Source organism: Pseudomonas sp. No.117, assembly GCF_054558395.1.
The window spans coordinates 359,463-374,096 of record NZ_BAAJNP010000003.1 but is presented as its reverse complement, the minus strand read 5'-3'; the positions used below and the strand labels follow the sequence as shown (position 1 = coordinate 374,096).

Annotated in this window: 14 protein-coding genes; 12 read left to right on the top strand and 2 right to left on the bottom strand. The window is 67.8% G+C overall.

The genetic code is table 11. The features are described 5' to 3' along the window. Nucleotides 1-151: 151 nt before the first annotated feature. Nucleotides 152-1,174, bottom strand: coding sequence for a small ribosomal subunit biogenesis GTPase RsgA (gene rsgA, locus ACYJP6_RS08465; protein ID WP_459474608.1), 1,023 nt, complete (start codon nucleotides 1,172-1,174; stop codon nucleotides 152-154). 94 nt (nucleotides 1,175-1,268) lie between these two features. Between rsgA and ACYJP6_RS08460 the strand changes: the two genes are divergently transcribed. Genes ACYJP6_RS08460 through ACYJP6_RS08450 form a run of 3 tightly spaced genes read left to right on the top strand, consistent with a single transcriptional unit; the run spans nucleotide 1,269 to nucleotide 3,266 of the window. Then, nucleotides 1,269-2,039 carry a class I SAM-dependent methyltransferase gene (locus ACYJP6_RS08460; RefSeq protein WP_459474607.1) on the top strand — a complete coding sequence of 257 codons (771 nt, stop codon included), beginning with the start codon at nucleotides 1,269-1,271 and terminating at the stop codon, nucleotides 2,037-2,039. 50 nt (nucleotides 2,040-2,089) lie between these two features. Continuing rightward, on the top strand, nucleotides 2,090-2,638 hold the full coding sequence (gene orn / locus ACYJP6_RS08455; RefSeq protein WP_459474606.1) for an oligoribonuclease: 549 nt from the start codon (nucleotides 2,090-2,092) through the stop codon (nucleotides 2,636-2,638). 13 nt (nucleotides 2,639-2,651) lie between these two features. Then, nucleotides 2,652-3,266, top strand: coding sequence for a trimeric intracellular cation channel family protein (locus ACYJP6_RS08450; protein WP_145011955.1), 615 nt, complete (start codon nucleotides 2,652-2,654; stop codon nucleotides 3,264-3,266). On the opposite strand, the gene queG is transcribed toward ACYJP6_RS08450, so the two are convergent. Then, the gene (gene queG, locus ACYJP6_RS08445) at nucleotides 3,263-4,327 is read right to left on the bottom strand and encodes a tRNA epoxyqueuosine(34) reductase QueG (protein WP_459474605.1); all 1,065 of its coding nucleotides are present in this window, start codon (nucleotides 4,325-4,327) and stop codon (nucleotides 3,263-3,265) included. The two genes, ACYJP6_RS08450 and queG, sit on opposite strands and share 4 nt — an antisense overlap. A gap of 61 nt (nucleotides 4,328-4,388) precedes the next feature. Here queG and ACYJP6_RS08440 point away from each other — a divergent pair, with 61 nt between their 5' ends. The 9 genes from ACYJP6_RS08440 to hflC all read left to right on the top strand — a co-directional run bounded on the left by ACYJP6_RS08440 (nucleotide 4,389) and on the right by hflC (nucleotide 14,521). Further along, nucleotides 4,389-5,876: an NAD(P)H-hydrate dehydratase gene (locus ACYJP6_RS08440; RefSeq protein WP_459474604.1), complete on the top strand. Its 1,488-nt coding sequence runs from the start codon at nucleotides 4,389-4,391 to the stop codon at nucleotides 5,874-5,876. Further along, complete coding sequence (tsaE, locus tag ACYJP6_RS08435) at nucleotides 5,864-6,325, top strand: tRNA (adenosine(37)-N6)-threonylcarbamoyltransferase complex ATPase subunit type 1 TsaE (protein WP_459474603.1); 462 nt, start codon at nucleotides 5,864-5,866, stop codon at nucleotides 6,323-6,325. The genes ACYJP6_RS08440 and tsaE overlap by 13 nt, the downstream gene beginning before the upstream one ends. Before the next feature lie 38 nt (nucleotides 6,326-6,363). After that, nucleotides 6,364-7,794 carry an N-acetylmuramoyl-L-alanine amidase gene (locus tag ACYJP6_RS08430; protein ID WP_459474602.1) on the top strand — a complete coding sequence of 477 codons (1,431 nt, stop codon included), beginning with the start codon at nucleotides 6,364-6,366 and terminating at the stop codon, nucleotides 7,792-7,794. After that, nucleotides 7,787-9,685 carry a DNA mismatch repair endonuclease MutL gene (gene mutL, locus ACYJP6_RS08425; RefSeq protein ID WP_459474601.1) on the top strand — a complete coding sequence of 633 codons (1,899 nt, stop codon included), beginning with the start codon at nucleotides 7,787-7,789 and terminating at the stop codon, nucleotides 9,683-9,685. Before ACYJP6_RS08430 ends, mutL begins: the two co-directional genes overlap by 8 nt. 42 nt (nucleotides 9,686-9,727) lie before the next feature. After that, the gene (gene miaA, locus ACYJP6_RS08420) at nucleotides 9,728-10,708 is read left to right on the top strand and encodes a tRNA (adenosine(37)-N6)-dimethylallyltransferase MiaA (RefSeq protein WP_459474600.1); all 981 of its coding nucleotides are present in this window, start codon (nucleotides 9,728-9,730) and stop codon (nucleotides 10,706-10,708) included. Between the two features lie 87 nt (nucleotides 10,709-10,795). Next, nucleotides 10,796-11,041: an RNA chaperone Hfq gene (gene hfq / locus ACYJP6_RS08415; protein ID WP_059231646.1), complete on the top strand. Its 246-nt coding sequence runs from the start codon at nucleotides 10,796-10,798 to the stop codon at nucleotides 11,039-11,041. Nucleotides 11,042-11,061: 20 nt separating this feature from the next. After that, entirely contained in the window at nucleotides 11,062-12,366 is a 1,305-nt protein-coding gene (hflX, locus tag ACYJP6_RS08410) for a ribosome rescue GTPase HflX (protein ID WP_459474599.1), read from the top strand. Between the two features lie 98 nt (nucleotides 12,367-12,464). Then, nucleotides 12,465-13,652: an FtsH protease activity modulator HflK gene (gene hflK, locus ACYJP6_RS08405; protein ID WP_145011931.1), complete on the top strand. Its 1,188-nt coding sequence runs from the start codon at nucleotides 12,465-12,467 to the stop codon at nucleotides 13,650-13,652. Continuing rightward, nucleotides 13,652-14,521: a protease modulator HflC gene (gene hflC, locus ACYJP6_RS08400; protein WP_017642910.1), complete on the top strand. Its 870-nt coding sequence runs from the start codon at nucleotides 13,652-13,654 to the stop codon at nucleotides 14,519-14,521. Before hflK ends, hflC begins: the two co-directional genes overlap by 1 nt. The last annotated feature ends 113 nt before the right edge of the window (nucleotides 14,522-14,634 follow it).

Here is a 14,634-nt window from a genome sequence, read left to right as displayed (position 1 = left end):
CAAGGCCTGGGCGGCCCCGCGAAAAGACCTGAGGAAGCGGGTCGGACCCGCGCTCGGGTTTACAGAGGGTAAATGAGCATTCCGGCCGGGCTGGCGATCCAGGGTCTTTTCAACGCCGTTTGGCCGACGCACAGCAGCCTTTTAACAGGCTCTAGTAGCGCGACTCGCCTTCCAGGCTGGCCAGGATGTGCCTATAGCTGGCCATCCGCTGCGGATGGATGTCGCCGCGTTCCAGGGCGGCGAGCAGGGCGCAGCCGGGCTCGCGTTCATGCTGGCAGTCGCGGAAGCGGCAGTGGCCGATGAATTCGCCGAATTCCTTGAAACCCGCCTCGACGTCGTCGCGACTCACATGGCTCAGGCCGAATTCGCGGATGCCGGGCGAGTCGATCAGATCGCCGCCGTCGGGGAAATGGAAGAGACGGGCGGTGGTGGTGGTGTGAGTGCCCTTGTTGGTCAGCTCGGACAGCGGACCGACGCGCGTATCGACGCCCGGGAGCAGGGCGTTGACCAGCGACGACTTGCCCACCCCTGATTGCCCCACGAAAACACTGACGTGCTCGTCCAGGGCACTCTTGAGCTGGTCCATGCTCAGCCCGTTGTGGGCCGAGACCTCCAGCAGCGGATAGTCCAGCTCGCGGTAGATGCCCAGCAATTCGTCCAGCGCCGGGCCGTTGTGCTCGTCGATCAGGTCGGCCTTGTTGAGCAGCAGCAGCGGCTGGATGCCGGCGTGCTCGGCCGCCACCAGGTAGCGGTCGATGAGGTTGGCGTGGGGCGTGGGCAGCGGGGCGAACACGATCACCAGGCGGTCGACGTTGGCCGCCACCGGCTTGAGCTGGCCGCGCATGTCCGGCCGGCAGATCTCCGAGCGGCGCGGCAACTGGGCGACAATAACGCCATTGCCCTGGACGCCGGCACGGAACACCACCCGGTCTCCGGTGACCAGGGTCGGCAGGTTGGCACGCAGGTGGCAGCGCTGCAGCTGGCCGTCGCCATCCTCCACCTCGACCTGGACGCCGAAGTGGGCGATCACCTGGCCCTGTTGCTCGGGTCCCAGATCGCCGCCCTCGAGTTCCTCGATCAGCTTCGACTCGCGCTTTTCCGCACGGGCGGCGCGCTCGGTCTGGATTTTCTCGATCCGCCAGCTCTGGCGACGGGTCAGGTGGCGTTTGGCCATGGGATGTCCGCGGGTTTCAGGGGCGAGGAGTCTAGCATTGGCCGCCCGCGACGGATTACCTAAACTTGGCGCACCTCGTCGCCCTGGAGCCCCCATGCTGGCCCATCTCGCCTCGCGCTATCCCCTGCTGCTGGCCGTCCTGGTGCAGTTGGCCGCCCTGGTGGTCGCCGTCGTCGGCCTGCGGCTGTGGGCCAGCTTCGCCGGCCAGCGCCCCTCGCTGCTGGCGCTGGTCTGCCTGCAGGCGGTGCTGGCGGCCCTGCTGGGCGAAGTGCTCGGGCTGGCGCGCTGGTGGGTGTTCATCAATCTGCTGTTCGCCCCGGCGCTCTACCTGGTCAGCGGGCGCGGCCTCTCGCCGGGCATCGCCGCGCTGGGCTTCCTGCTGCTGCTCCTGTTGAACTGGAACAGCCTGCGCGAGCGGGTACCGCTCTATCTCACCGGCCGCCAGACCCGCGATCGGCTGGCCGGGCTGCTCGCCGAGCGGGAGCCGACCTTCAGGTTCGTCGACCTCGGTTGTGGCCTGGGCGATACCCTGGTCGACCTGTCCCGGCGCTTTCCACAGGCCAGTTTCGTCGGCGTGGAGACGGCGCCGCTGAGCTTCGCCCTGGCCTGGCTGCGCTGCCTGCCCAGGCGCAACTGCCAGGTACGCTACCGCGACCTCTGGCGGGTGGAGCTGGGCGAGTTCGAGGTCGTCTACTGCTTTCTCTCGCCGGCACCCATGCCGCGCCTGGGCGAGAAGGCGCGGCAGGAACTGCGTCCCGGCAGCTGGCTGATCAGCAATACCTTCGAGATCCCCGGCGAGCCGGCGGATGCGATCCTTGACGTGGGTGACCTGCGCGGCAGCCGGCTGCTGCTCTGGCGTCGGTAGGTACGCGGCAGGCGCGCTGCTACACTGGTGCCATCATCAAGGAGTTCACCATGCCCACCCCCAATCCGCAGCACCTGATCTGGATCGACCTGGAAATGACCGGCCTGGATCCGGATCGGGACGTGATCATCGAGATGGCCACCATCGTCACCGACAGCGATCTGAATGTCCTGGCCGAGGGCCCGGTGCTGGCCATCCACCAGTCGGACGAGATCCTGGCCGGCATGGACGAGTGGAACACCCGTCAGCACGGCGGCTCCGGCCTGACCCAGCGGGTGCGCGAGAGCACCATCGACACCGCCCAGGCCGAGGCCCTGACCCTGGAATTCCTGCGGCAGTGGGTGCCCAAGGGCAAGTCGCCGATCTGTGGCAACAGTATCTGCCAGGATCGTCGCTTCCTCTACCGACGCATGCCGGAGCTGGAGGCCTACTTCCACTACCGCAACTTGGACGTCTCCACCCTCAAGGAACTGGCCGCGCGCTGGGCGCCCCATGTGCGTGACGGCGTGAAGAAGAGCGGCAGCCACCTGGCGCTGGACGACATCCGCGATTCCATCGCCGAGCTGCGCCACTACCGCGAGCACTTCATCAAGGTCTGACGGCCCCGCAGCCGTGCTGCTGTCCATCCTCTACCTGGTGGCCATCACCGCCGAGGCCATGACCGGCGCGCTGTCCGCCGGGCGGCGCGGCATGGACCTGTTCGGTGTGGCGCTGATCGCCAGCGTCACCGCCCTGGGCGGCGGCTCGGTGCGCGACGTCCTGCTCGGGCACTACCCGCTCGGTTGGGTCAGGCATCCCGAGTACCTGGCGCTCACCGTGGGCGCGGGCCTGGCCACGGTGGCCATCGCCCGGGTCATGCGGCATCTGCGCCAGCTGTTCCTGGTGCTCGATGCCCTGGGCCTGGTGGCCTTCACCGTGATCGGCTGCCAGGTGGCCCTGGAGATGGGCCTGAGTCCGGTCATCGTCATCGTCAGCGGTACCCTCACCGGCACCTGCGGCGGCATCCTGCGCGACATCCTCTGCAACGACGTGCCGCTGATCCTCAGGCGCGAACTCTACGCCAGCGTGGCGGTGCTGTCCGCCGGCTGCTACCTGCTCTGCCGCCAGTGGCTGAGCGAGGAGCAGGCGCTGCTCATCACCCTCAGTGCCGGGCTACTGCTACGCCTGCTGGCGCTGAGGTTCAACTGGCAGATGCCGACCTTCAGGTACGACGACGAGCCCCACTAGCGCTCGCCATGGCGCTCCAGTGCCCAGTCGACGTGCTCGCGCACCAGCGGCGACGGGTGCTCGCGCTGCAGCCGTAGCGCCTCCACCACGGGGATGCTGGTCGGCGCATTGCCCAGGCCAACCGCCAGGTTGCGCAGCCAGCGCTCGTAGCCGGCGCGGCGCAGCGGCGAACCCTCGGTACGGCTGAGGAATTCGGCTTCGGTCCAGCGGAAGAGTTCGGCCAGGCTGGCGCTGTCCAGACGATGGCGCGGCTGGAAATCCCCTTCGGCACTGGGCTTGGCGAAGCGATTCCAGGGGCAGACCAGTTGGCAGTCGTCGCAGCCGAACACCCGGTTGCCGATCAGTGGGCGCAGCTCCAGCGGAATGGAGCCTTTGAACTCGATGGTCAGGTAGGAGATGCAGCGGCGGGCGTCGAGCTGGTAGGGGCCGACGAAGGCCTGGGTCGGGCAGATGTCCAGGCAGGCACGGCAGGTGCCGCAGTGGTCACGCGGGGTGGGCTCGTCCACTGGCAGAGGCACGTCGACGAAGAGTTCACCGAGAAAGAACCAGCTGCCGGCCTTGCGATTGAGCACCAGGGTGTTCTTGCCGATCCAGCCCAGGCCGGCCTGTTCGGCGATGGCTTTTTCCAGTACCGGGGCGCTGTCGACGAAGGCGCGATAGCCGAAGGGGCCGATCTCGCCCTGGATGCGCTCGGCCAGGTGCTGCAGGCGCTTGCGGATCAGCTTGTGGTAGTCGCGGCCCAGGGCGTAGCGCGAGACATAGGCGGCGCTACCATCGGCCAGGCGCTCGCTCATGCGGGTATCGCCGGGCAGGTAGTCCATGCGCAGGGAAATCACCCTGAGGGTGCCGGGCACCAGTTCGGCCGGTCGCGAACGTTTGCTGCCGTGCGCGGCCATATAGTCCATCTCGCCGTGGAAACCGGCGGCCAGCCAGCGCTCCAGATGTTCCTCGTGACGTGCCAGATCCAGGCCGGCGATGCCGGTCTGCTGAAAGCCCAATTCCCGACCCCAGGTCTTGATGAGGTCGGCCAGGGCGGCGAGATCGAGGGCGACAGCGGACATCGACGGGAACGCACAGGCAGGAGGGCCGCCTATTTTGCCAGACTCCGGAGGCTTTCCCAGCATGCACGACGAACTGCCGTTCCAGCTCTACAGCGCCCAGCAGGTACGGGATCTCGACGCCCAACTGATCGCCGGCGGCCTGCCCGGGCTCGAGCTGATGAGACGCGCGGCCGCCGCGGCCTGGCGTTCGCTGCGCCACGGCTGGCCCCATGCCGGCGCTCTCTGCGTGCTGGCCGGCGGTGGCAACAACGCCGGCGATGGCTATCTGGTCGCCGCTCTGGCCCGCAAGGCCGGCTGGCAGGCGCAGGTCTGGCACCTGGCCGATCCGGCCGGTCTTAAGGGTGATGCCGCCCTGGCCCATGCCGAAACCCTGGCCGCCGGGGTGGACGTCCAGCCCTGGCGCGCGGATGCCCCGCTGCAAGGCCTGGTGGTCGATGCCCTGCTCGGCACCGGGCTCAAGGGCGCGGCGCGCGAGCCCTATGCCACGGCCATCGAACGGATCAACGCCAGCGAGCTGCCGGTGGTGGCCATCGATATCCCGTCCGGGCTCGACGCCGACACCGGGGCGGCAGCGGGTGCCCTGGTGCGCGCCGACCTGACCATCACCTTCATCGGGCTCAAGCTCGGTCTGTTCACCGGCAAGGGGCCGGATCATGTCGGCAGCCTGGTGTTCGAGCCGCTGATGGAGGAGCCGCAGAATCCCGCCCACGCCACCGCGCAGCGCCTGGCGCCCGGCAACCTGCCGCGGCTGGCGGCGCGCCCGCTGAATGCGCACAAGGGACAATACGGTCATCTGCTGGTGATCGGCGGCGACGAGGGCACTGGTGGCGCGGCCATCATGACCAGCGAGGCAGCGCTGCGCTGCGGCGCCGGCATGCTCAGCCTGGCGACCCGGCCGTCCAACGTCAGTGCGGTACTGTCTCGGCGGCCGGAGGTCATGGTCGCCGGGGTGCATTCCAGCTTCGCCGTGCTGGAACTGGCCAAGAAGGCCGATGTGCTCGCGGTCGGACCGGGGCTGGGGCAGGGCGCCTGGGGCAAGGCGCTGGCCAGTGCGGCCGCGACGCTGGACGTGGCCCAGGTGTGGGACGCCGATGCGCTCAATCTGCTGGCCGCGGGGGTGGTCGAGGCGCCGCGCGGGCCCTGGGTGATGACGCCGCACCCGGGCGAGGCGGCGCGGCTGTTGGAGGTCTCGATCAAGGACATCGAGGCCGATCGCCCCGGCAGCGCCCGCGAACTGGCCCGGCGTTACGGCGGCGTGGCCCTGCTCAAGGGCTTCGGTACCCTGATCGCCCATCCTGACGGGCGCATGGCGCTGTGCGGCGAGGGCCATCCGGCGATGGCCACCGGTGGCCTGGGAGACATCCTCACCGGTATCATCGCGGCCCTGCTGGGGCAGGGGCTGCCACCCTTCGAGGCCGCCTGCCTGGGCGCCTGGCTGCACGGTCGCGCCGGTGCCGAGCTGGGTCGCCAGGGCCGCGGCCTGGCCGCCAGCGATCTGCCCCCGGTCGCCCGCCAGTTGCTCGAGGAACTCCAGCCATGCCTGAACTGACCCTGCACGCCGCCGACGAAGACGCCATGTATGCCCTGGGCGCCCGCCTGGCCCAGGCCAGTGGCGGTCGCGGCGTGCTCTATATGCACGGCGACCTGGGCGCCGGCAAGACCACCCTGTCGCGCGGCATCCTGCGCGGCCTCGGCCATGCCGGGGCGGTCAAGAGCCCCACCTTCACCCTGGTCGAGCCCTATGAACTGGCCAGCGGCGCGGTCTACCACTTCGACCTCTATCGCCTGGCCGATCCGGAAGAGCTGGAATTCATGGGGATTCGCGACTACTTCACACCCGAGGCCTTGTGCCTGGTGGAATGGCCCGAACGCGGCCAGGGCTTTTTGCCAAAGCCGGACCTGGACATTACCATTACGCCACGCGCCGACGGCCGTGATCTCCGCCTGGTCAGCCAGGGGGCTCATGGCGAGGCCTGGTGCGCCGCCCTCGCGTCCTAGGACGCCGATCCCCGTTCTCCAGCTATACGGTCGCAGGCATGCGCAAGCGTTTTCTCAGGTCGGGACTCGGCCTGTTGTTGTTGATCCTCAGCAGTCAGCTGCTGGCCGCCACCCAGATCAAGGGCATGCGCGTTTGGCGTGCACCCGACAATACCCGGCTGGTGTTCGATCTCACCGGCCCGGTCAAGGCCAGCGTCTTCACCCTCAGCGCCCCGGACCGCATTGTCATCGACCTGTCCGGCGCGCAGCTCGACGGCGGGCTGAACGAAAAGCCGCTGCGCAACACCCCCATCACCGGCCTGCGGGCGGCCCAGCGCTCGCCGGGCGAGGTGCGCCTGGTGCTGGACACCAAGGGCGCCCTGACGCCCAAGAGCTTCACCCTGGCGCCCAACAAGGAGTACGGCAACCGCCTGGTGGTCGATCTCTACGACCAGGGCACCGACCCAGCCACCAGCGATATCCCGGCCACCGTCACGCCCAACCTGCCGGCGACCCCGGTGACCCCGGCCCAGCCGGCGACCCGTCTGCCGGCCGGCCCCAGCGGCAAGCGCGACGTGGTGGTGGTGATCGACCCGGGCCACGGCGGGGAAGACCCCGGCGCCATCGGCCGCGGCCGGCTGTACGAGAAGAACGTGGTGCTGGCCATCGCCCGGCAGCTGCAGGCCAATCTCAACCGGCAGAAGGGCTTTCGCGCCGAGCTGACCCGCACCAGCGACTACTTCATCCCGCTGCGCCAGCGGCAGGTCATCGCCCGCAAGAAGGGCGCCGACCTGTTCATCTCCATCCACGCCGATTCGGCGCCCAGCGCCAGCGCCGAGGGCGTCACCGTCTTCGCCCTGTCCCAGCGCGGCGCCACCTCCGAGGCCGCGCGCTGGCTGGCCGATTCGGAAAACCGCTCCGACCAGGTCGGCGGCGTCTCCGAGGCCCTGGACAACAAGGACCCGATGCTCGCCGGGGTGCTCATGGACCTGTCCATGACCGCCACCGTGGCGTCCAGCCTGGAAGTCGGCCAGACCATCCTCAGCCAGGTCGGGCGCGCCACCAAGCTGCTCCATTCGCGGGTGGAGCAGGCCGGCTTCATGGTGCTGAAGTCGCCGGACATCCCCTCGATCCTGGTGGAGACCGGCTTCATCACCAATGCCAACGAATCGGCCAAGCTTGCCAGCCCCGCGCACCAGGGCTTGCTCGCCCGGCAGATCCAGTCGGGCATCGTGCAGTATTTCCAGCATCGTCCGCCGCCGGGTACCTACCTGGCCTGGCAGCGCGAGCAGCGCGGCGACAAGGTCGGAGTGGTACGGGGCATCGACCAGCACCGGGTGCAGCCCGGCGAAAGCCTGAGCCTGATCGCCCGGCGCTACGACGTCGACCTGTCCACCCTGCGCGCCGCCAATGGGCTGCGCGGCAATCGCATCCGCTCCGGTCAGGTGCTGACCATCCCCACCCACGAACTGGCGGCCAGCAATGACTGAACCCCGGCGCATCCAGCTGCTCAGTCCGCGGCTGTCCAACCAGATCGCCGCCGGCGAGGTGGTCGAACGCCCCGCCTCGGTGGCCAAGGAACTGCTGGAGAACAGCCTGGATGCCGGTGCCCGGCGCATCGACGTCGAGGTGGAGCAGGGCGGCATCAAGCTGCTGCGGGTGCGCGACGACGGCCACGGCATTCCGGCGGACGACCTGCACCTGGCCCTGGCACGCCATGCCACCAGCAAGATCTACCACCTGGACGAGCTGGAAAGCGTCGCCAGCCTGGGGTTTCGCGGCGAAGCCCTGGCCTCGGTCAGTTCGGTGTCGCGCCTCACCCTGACCTCCCGTCACCTCGGTGAAGACCAGGCCTGGCAGGTGGAGACCGAGGGCCGCGAGATGCAGCCGCGGGTGCAGCCCGCCGCTCATCCCCAGGGCACCTCGGTGGAGGTGCGCGACCTCTTCTTCAATACCCCGGCGCGGCGCAAGTTCCTGCGCGCCGAAAAGACCGAATTCGATCACCTGCAGGAAGTGGTGCGGCGCCTCGCGCTGGCCCGCTTCGACGTGGGCTTCCACCTGCGCCACAACGGCAAGAGCGTGCTCGCCCTGCACCCGGCCGGCGATCCGCAGAGCCAGGGGCGCCGGGTTTGCGCGGTCTGCGGTCCGGCCTTCCTCGAGCAGGCGCTGCCGCTGGGCATCGAGCGCGGCGGCCTGCGCCTCTGGGGCTGGGTGGGCCTGCCGACCTTCTCGCGCGGCCAGGCCGACCTGCAGTACTTCTATGTCAACGGCCGCATGGTGCGCGACAAGCTGGTGGCCCATGCCGTGCGCCAGGCCTATCGCGACGTCCTCTACAACGGTCGCCATCCGGCCTTCGTGCTGTTCCTCGAAGTGGATCCGGCGACGGTGGACGTCAACGTCCACCCCACCAAGCACGAGGTTCGCTTCCGCGACAGCCGCCAGGTACACGACTTTCTCTACGGCACCCTGCACCGGGCGCTGGGCGACATCCGCCCCGACGACCAGCTCGCCGTGGTGGCGCCGGCCACCCCGGCGCCGCTGAGCGGCCCCGCCGCCGGTGAATTCGGCCCCCAGGGCGAGATGCGCCTGGCCGCTGCCGTGCTGCACGACAGCCCTGCGCCGCCTGCGCAGCCCTACGCCAGTGGTGGCGGCTCAGGTGGCGCCCCACGCTACAGTCCCACGCCACAGCCCTATTCCGGAGCCCCCGTGGCCGAGGTGCAGAGCGCCTACCAGGCGTTCTTCGCCCCGCTGCCGGAGGGTGCTGCCAGCGCTCCGCTGCCGGCGGAGCAGGGCGACGTGCCGCCGCTGGGCTATGCCCTGGCCCAGCTCAAGGGCATCTACATCCTCGCCGAGAACGCCCAGGGGCTGATCCTGGTGGACATGCACGCCGCCCACGAGCGCATCACCTACGAGCGTCTCAAGGTGGCCATGGCCAGCGAAGGCCTGCGCGGCCAGCCGCTCCTGGTGCCCGAATCCCTGGCCGTCAGCGAGCGCGAGGCCGATTGCGCCGAAGAACACGGCCAGTGGTTCGAGCGCCTCGGCTTCGAGCTGCAGCGGCTCGGCCCCGAGACCCTGGCGATCCGCCAGATCCCGGCGCTGCTCAAGCAGGCCCAGGCCGCGCGGCTGGTGCAGGACGTGCTGGCCGATCTGCTGGAGTACGGCACCAGCGACCGTATCCAGGCGCACCTCAACGAATTGCTCGGTACCATGGCCTGCCACGGCTCGGTCCGCGCCAACCGGCGGCTGACGCTGCCGGAGATGAATGCCCTGCTGCGCGACATGGAAACCACCGAGCGCAGCGGCCAGTGCAACCATGGTCGTCCGACCTGGGCCCAGCTCAGCCTGGACGACCTGGACAAACTCTTCCTGCGCGGTCGCTGACCGCCCCGCCGCGTCCCGCGCGGCGCCCTTCGAGAATCCCGCATGACCGCCCCCCTGCCGCCCGCCATCTTCCTCATGGGGCCGACCGCCTCCGGCAAGACCGATCTCGCCATCGAGCTGGCCCGGCTACTGCCCATCGAGCTGATCAGCGTGGATTCGGCGCTGGTCTATCGCGGCATGGACATCGGCACCGCCAAGCCCAGCGCCGAGCTGCTGGCGGCCTATCCGCACCGGCTGGTGGACATCCGCGATCCGGCCGAAAGCTATTCCGCGGCCGACTTCCGTACCGATGCCCTGGCGGCCATGGCCGAGATCACCGCCGCCGGGCGCATCCCCCTGCTGGTCGGCGGCACCATGCTCTACTTCAAGGCCCTGCTCGACGGCCTGGCCGACATGCCCAGCGCCGATCCGGCGGTACGGGCCGAGATCGAGGCCCTGGCGGCGGCCGCCGGCTGGGGCGAGATCCATCGGCAATTGGCCGAGGTCGATCCGGTGTCCGCGGCGCGCATCCACCCCAACGATCCCCAGCGGCTGTTGCGGGCCCTCGAGGTGTTTCGCGTCAGCGGTCGCTCGATGACCGAGCACCGCGCGCTGCAAATGCGTGCCACTGCCGATTCGAACGGGGCGCCCCAGACACAATTGCCCTATACTGTCGCCCAATTGATCCTGGCACCCGGCCGGCGTGAGGTGCTCCATGCGCGGATCGCCGAGCGCTTCGAGCTCATGCTGGAACAGGGTCTCATCGACGAAGTCTCAGCCTTGCGGGAGCGTCCCGATCTGCATCCTGGCCTGCCGTCCATGCGATCCGTAGGCTATCGTCAGGTCTGGGAATTCCTGGAAGGGGAATGCACGCGGGAAGAGATGGTGGCGCGTGGCGTGGCAGCCACGCGGCAGTTGGCGAAGCGGCAGTTGACCTGGTTGCGTGGCTGGCCCGCCGCGCAGACGTTCGACAGCCTGGCTTGTGACAATCTGCCGCGGATCTTGAAATGCCTCGCCGGCGACTCCATATCGCCCCGCAGCTGAATCGTTTTTGTCCGCGTGTCCATGGTGGGCAGCGGAAGCTGGCATGTCGCCAGACCGGTATTTTCATTTCTTTAGGAGAGCGACACGATGTCAAAAGGGCACTCGCTACAAGACCCTTACCTGAACACCCTGCGTAAAGAGCGCGTTCCGGTTTCCATTTACCTCGTCAACGGCATCAAGCTGCAGGGTCAGATCGAGTCCTTCGACCAGTTCGTGATCCTGCTCAAGAACACCGTCAGCCAGATGGTCTACAAGCATGCGATCTCCACCGTGGTGCCCAGCCGCCCGGTTCGCCTGCCCAGCTCCGAGACCGGTGAGTCGGATAGCGAATAAATAACGAGAGGAGCGCCCTGTTGTTCTTCGAGCGTCACGAAGGTGGTGAGCGGGCCATTCTGGTCCATCTGGAAGGCCTGCATCCGGAGGCGCGTGAAGATCCTCAGGAGTTTCTCGAACTCGCGCGGTCGGCGGGTGCGGAGACCGTGGCCTTTATCACGGTGAATCGCAGCCAGCCGACCGCGCGTTTTCTCATCGGTACCGGCAAGGTCGAAGAGCTGCACGATCAGGTGCACGCCAAGGGCGCCGACCTGGTCATCTTCAACCATGACCTCACGCCCAGCCAGGAACGTAACCTCGAAAAAGCCTTCGAGTGCCGCGTCCTGGACCGTACCGGCCTCATTCTCGACATCTTCGCCCAGCGCGCCCGTACCCACGAGGGCAAGCTGCAGGTGGAGCTCGCCCAGCTCGAGCACATGAGCACCCGGCTGGTACGCGGTTGGACTCACCTCGAGCGCCAGAAGGGCGGTATCGGCCTGCGTGGCCCGGGTGAAACCCAGCTGGAAACCGACCGCCGCCTGCTGCGGATTCGCATCCGCCAGATCCGCCAGCGCCTGGACAAGGTGCTGAGCCAGCGCGAACAGGCACGCCGCGGCCGCCGTCGCGCCGAGATCCCCGCGGTTTCCCTGGTTGGCTATACCAACGCCGGCAAGTCCACCCTGTTCAACAGCCTCACCGCATCCGGCGTCTATGCGGCGGATCAGCTGTTCGCGACCCTCGATCCTACCTTGCGCCGTTTGCAGCTGCCGGACCTGGGGCCGATCGTGCTGGCCGATACCGTGGGCTTCATCCGCCACCTGCCGCACAAGCTGGTCGAGGCCTTTCGCGCGACCCTGGAGGAATCCAGCAACTCCGACCTGCTGCTGCACGTGATCGATGCCCACGAAGAGGATCGGCAGCTGCAGATCGAGCAGGTCGAGGCGGTGCTGCACGAGATCGGCGCCGATGAGCTGCCGATGCTGGAGATCTACAACAAGATCGACCTGCTCGAGGGCGTCGAGCCCCACATCCAGCGCGACGACGAGACCGGCCGCCCGATCCGGGTCTGGGTCTCGGCCCGGGACGGCAAGGGGCTCGACCTGATCGGCCAGGCGGTGGCGGAGCTGCTCGGCGAAGACCTCTTCGTCGGGGTGCTGCGCCTGCCCCAGCGCCACGCCCGGCTGCGCGCCCAGCTGTTCGAGCTGGGCGTGGTGCAGCAGGACGATCACGATGACGAAGGCAATATCCTGTTGTCTGTACGAGTACCCCGCGCCGAACTCAATCGACTGCTCAGCCGGGCCGGTGAAAAGCCGGAAGTCTTTATCCAGCAACATGTTTTGCAATAAACCCCTGCTCGGCGCTTTTGTCCGGGCAGGGACCATCCGGTAGCATTGGTCGACGCGCCATTTCGGCGCGTTTTCGCGTTATCAGTAGGGAGAGCGCTATGGCTTGGAACGAGCCCGGTGGCAACTCGAACAATCAAGACCCCTGGGGCGGCCGCAACAACAACGGCGGCGGCAATGGTGGACGCAAGGGGCCGCCGGATCTCGACGAAGCCTTGCGTAAGTTTCAGGACCGCATCAACCGCCTGGTAGGTGGCAAGAAGCGGTCCGGCGGCAGCGGCGGCGACAGTCTCGGCTCGGGGGGTGGCAAGGGTCTGCTGCTGCTCGGCGTGCTGCTGGTCGGCGCGCTGTGGCTGTACAACGCCGTCTACGTGGTGGACGAGCAGGAGCAGGCCGTGGTGCTGCGCCTGGGCAAATACCATGAGACGGTAGGGCCCGGCCTGAACATCTACTTCCCGCCCTTCGAGACCAAGTACCAGGAAAACGTCACCCGTGAGCGGGCCTACAGCAAGCAGGGCGCCATGCTGACCCAGGACGAGAACATCGTCGAGGTGCCGCTGACCGTCCAGTACCGCATCACCAACCTCAAGGACTTCGTCCTCAACGTGGACCAGCCGGAGGTCAGCCTGCAGCAGGCGACCGACAGCGCCCTACGTCACGTGGCCGGCTCCTCGACCATGGACCAGCTGCTGACCGACGGCCGCGAGCAGGTCGCCACCAGCGTCCGCGAGCGCCTGCAGCGCTTCCTCGACACCTACGGCACCGGCATCACCGTGACCCAGGTGAACATCCAGAGCGCCTCGGCGCCGCGCGAGGTCCAGGAAGCCTTCGACGACGTCATCCGCGCCCGTGAAGACGAGCAGCGCGAGAAGAACCAGGCCGAGGCCTATGCCAACGGGGTGATTCCCGAGGCCCGCGGTGCGGCCCAGCGCATCATCGAGGAAGCCAACGGCTACCGCGATGAAGTCGTCGCTCGTGCCCAGGGTGATGCGTCGCGCTTCAGCCAGCTGGCGGTCCAGTACGCGGTCAATCCGCAGCTGACCCGCGAGCGTCTGTACATCGAGACGATGCAGGAAGTGCTTGGCCAGTCGAGCAAGGTCATGGTCACCACCCAGGCCGGCCAGAACCTGCTCTATCTGCCGCTCGACAAGCTGATGCAGAACCGTGCCCCGGCACCGACCTCGGCGATCAGCAGTGGCGCTGCCCCCGCGGCGTCGAGCGACACGGCCGCTTCGGTCATTCGCAATCTGCCGCAGTCCACCGAAGCGCGTACGAGGGAGAGCCGCTGATGAGCAATAAATCGCTGGCCGCGCTGATCGTCGTGGTCGTCCTGGGCCTCGCTGCCTGGAGCAGTCTGTTCGTGGTGAAGGAAACCGAGCGCGCGGTGATGCTGCGCTTCGGTCGCGTGGTCGAGCCCAATCTGGAGCCCGGCCTGCACTTCAAGATTCCCTACGTCAACCGGGTGCGCAAGTTCGATGCCCGCCTGCAGACCCTGGATACCCCGACGCAGCGCTTCCTGACGCTGGAAAAGAAAGCGGTGATGGTGGATGCCTACGCCAAGTGGCGCATCTTCAACGCCGATCGCTACTACACCGCGACCTCGGGTCTCAAGCAGATCGCTGACGAGCGCCTGCTGCGCCGTCTGGAAGCGGGTCTGCGCGACCAGTTCGGTCGTCGCACCCTGCACGAGGTGGTGTCCGGCGAGCGTGACGCCATGGTCGGCTCGCTGACCGCCGCGCTGAACAAGATGGCCAACCAGGAGTTGGGTATCGAGGTGCTGGACGTGCGCGTCAAGGCCATCGACCTGCCCAAGGAAGTCAGCCGCAGTGTCTACGAGCGGATGAGCACCGAGCGTGAGCGGGAAGCCCGCGAGCATCGTGCCAAGGGTCGCGAGCTGGCCGAAGGCATCCGTGCCGATGCCGATCGTCAGCGCCGCGTGCTGCTGGCCGAAGCCTATCGCCAGGCCGAACAGGCCCGTGGTGAAGGCGACGCCCAGGCGGCCCAGGTGTATTCCCAGGCCTACTCGAAGAATCCGTCGTTCTTCTCCTTCTATCGCAGCCTGCAGGCCTATCGCTCCAGCTTCTCCAGCAAGAGCGACGTCCTGGTGCTGGATCCGAAGAGCGATTTCTTCAAGTATTTCCAGAGTCCGGGGCAGTGAGGGGCGGGATGAACGGCAGCTAGGCTTCACTCGTCGTTCATCCCCGATCGCCGATTTTTTCGTGTTATCATGAATCAGCCGGGGCCATCCCCGGCTTTTTTGCGTCCGTACGA

Excerpts from the sequence above, each read along its gene's own strand:
- rsgA (WP_459474608.1), bottom strand. The coding sequence starts at position 1,174 with ATGGCCAAACGCCACCTGACCCGTCGCCAGAGCTGGCGGATCGAGAAA.
- ACYJP6_RS08460 (WP_459474607.1), top strand. The coding sequence starts at position 1,269 with ATGCTGGCCCATCTCGCCTCGCGCTATCCCCTGCTGCTGGCCGTCCTG.
- orn (WP_459474606.1), top strand. The coding sequence starts at position 2,090 with ATGCCCACCCCCAATCCGCAGCACCTGATCTGGATCGACCTGGAAATG.
- queG (WP_459474605.1), bottom strand. The coding sequence starts at position 4,327 with ATGTCCGCTGTCGCCCTCGATCTCGCCGCCCTGGCCGACCTCATCAAG.
- ACYJP6_RS08440 (WP_459474604.1), top strand. The coding sequence starts at position 4,389 with ATGCACGACGAACTGCCGTTCCAGCTCTACAGCGCCCAGCAGGTACGG.
- tsaE (WP_459474603.1), top strand. The coding sequence starts at position 5,864 with ATGCCTGAACTGACCCTGCACGCCGCCGACGAAGACGCCATGTATGCC.
- ACYJP6_RS08430 (WP_459474602.1), top strand. The coding sequence starts at position 6,364 with ATGCGCAAGCGTTTTCTCAGGTCGGGACTCGGCCTGTTGTTGTTGATC.
- mutL (WP_459474601.1), top strand. The coding sequence starts at position 7,787 with ATGACTGAACCCCGGCGCATCCAGCTGCTCAGTCCGCGGCTGTCCAAC.
- miaA (WP_459474600.1), top strand. The coding sequence starts at position 9,728 with ATGACCGCCCCCCTGCCGCCCGCCATCTTCCTCATGGGGCCGACCGCC.
- hfq (WP_059231646.1), top strand. The coding sequence starts at position 10,796 with ATGTCAAAAGGGCACTCGCTACAAGACCCTTACCTGAACACCCTGCGT.
- hflK (WP_145011931.1), top strand. The coding sequence starts at position 12,465 with ATGGCTTGGAACGAGCCCGGTGGCAACTCGAACAATCAAGACCCCTGG.
- hflC (WP_017642910.1), top strand. The coding sequence starts at position 13,652 with ATGAGCAATAAATCGCTGGCCGCGCTGATCGTCGTGGTCGTCCTGGGC.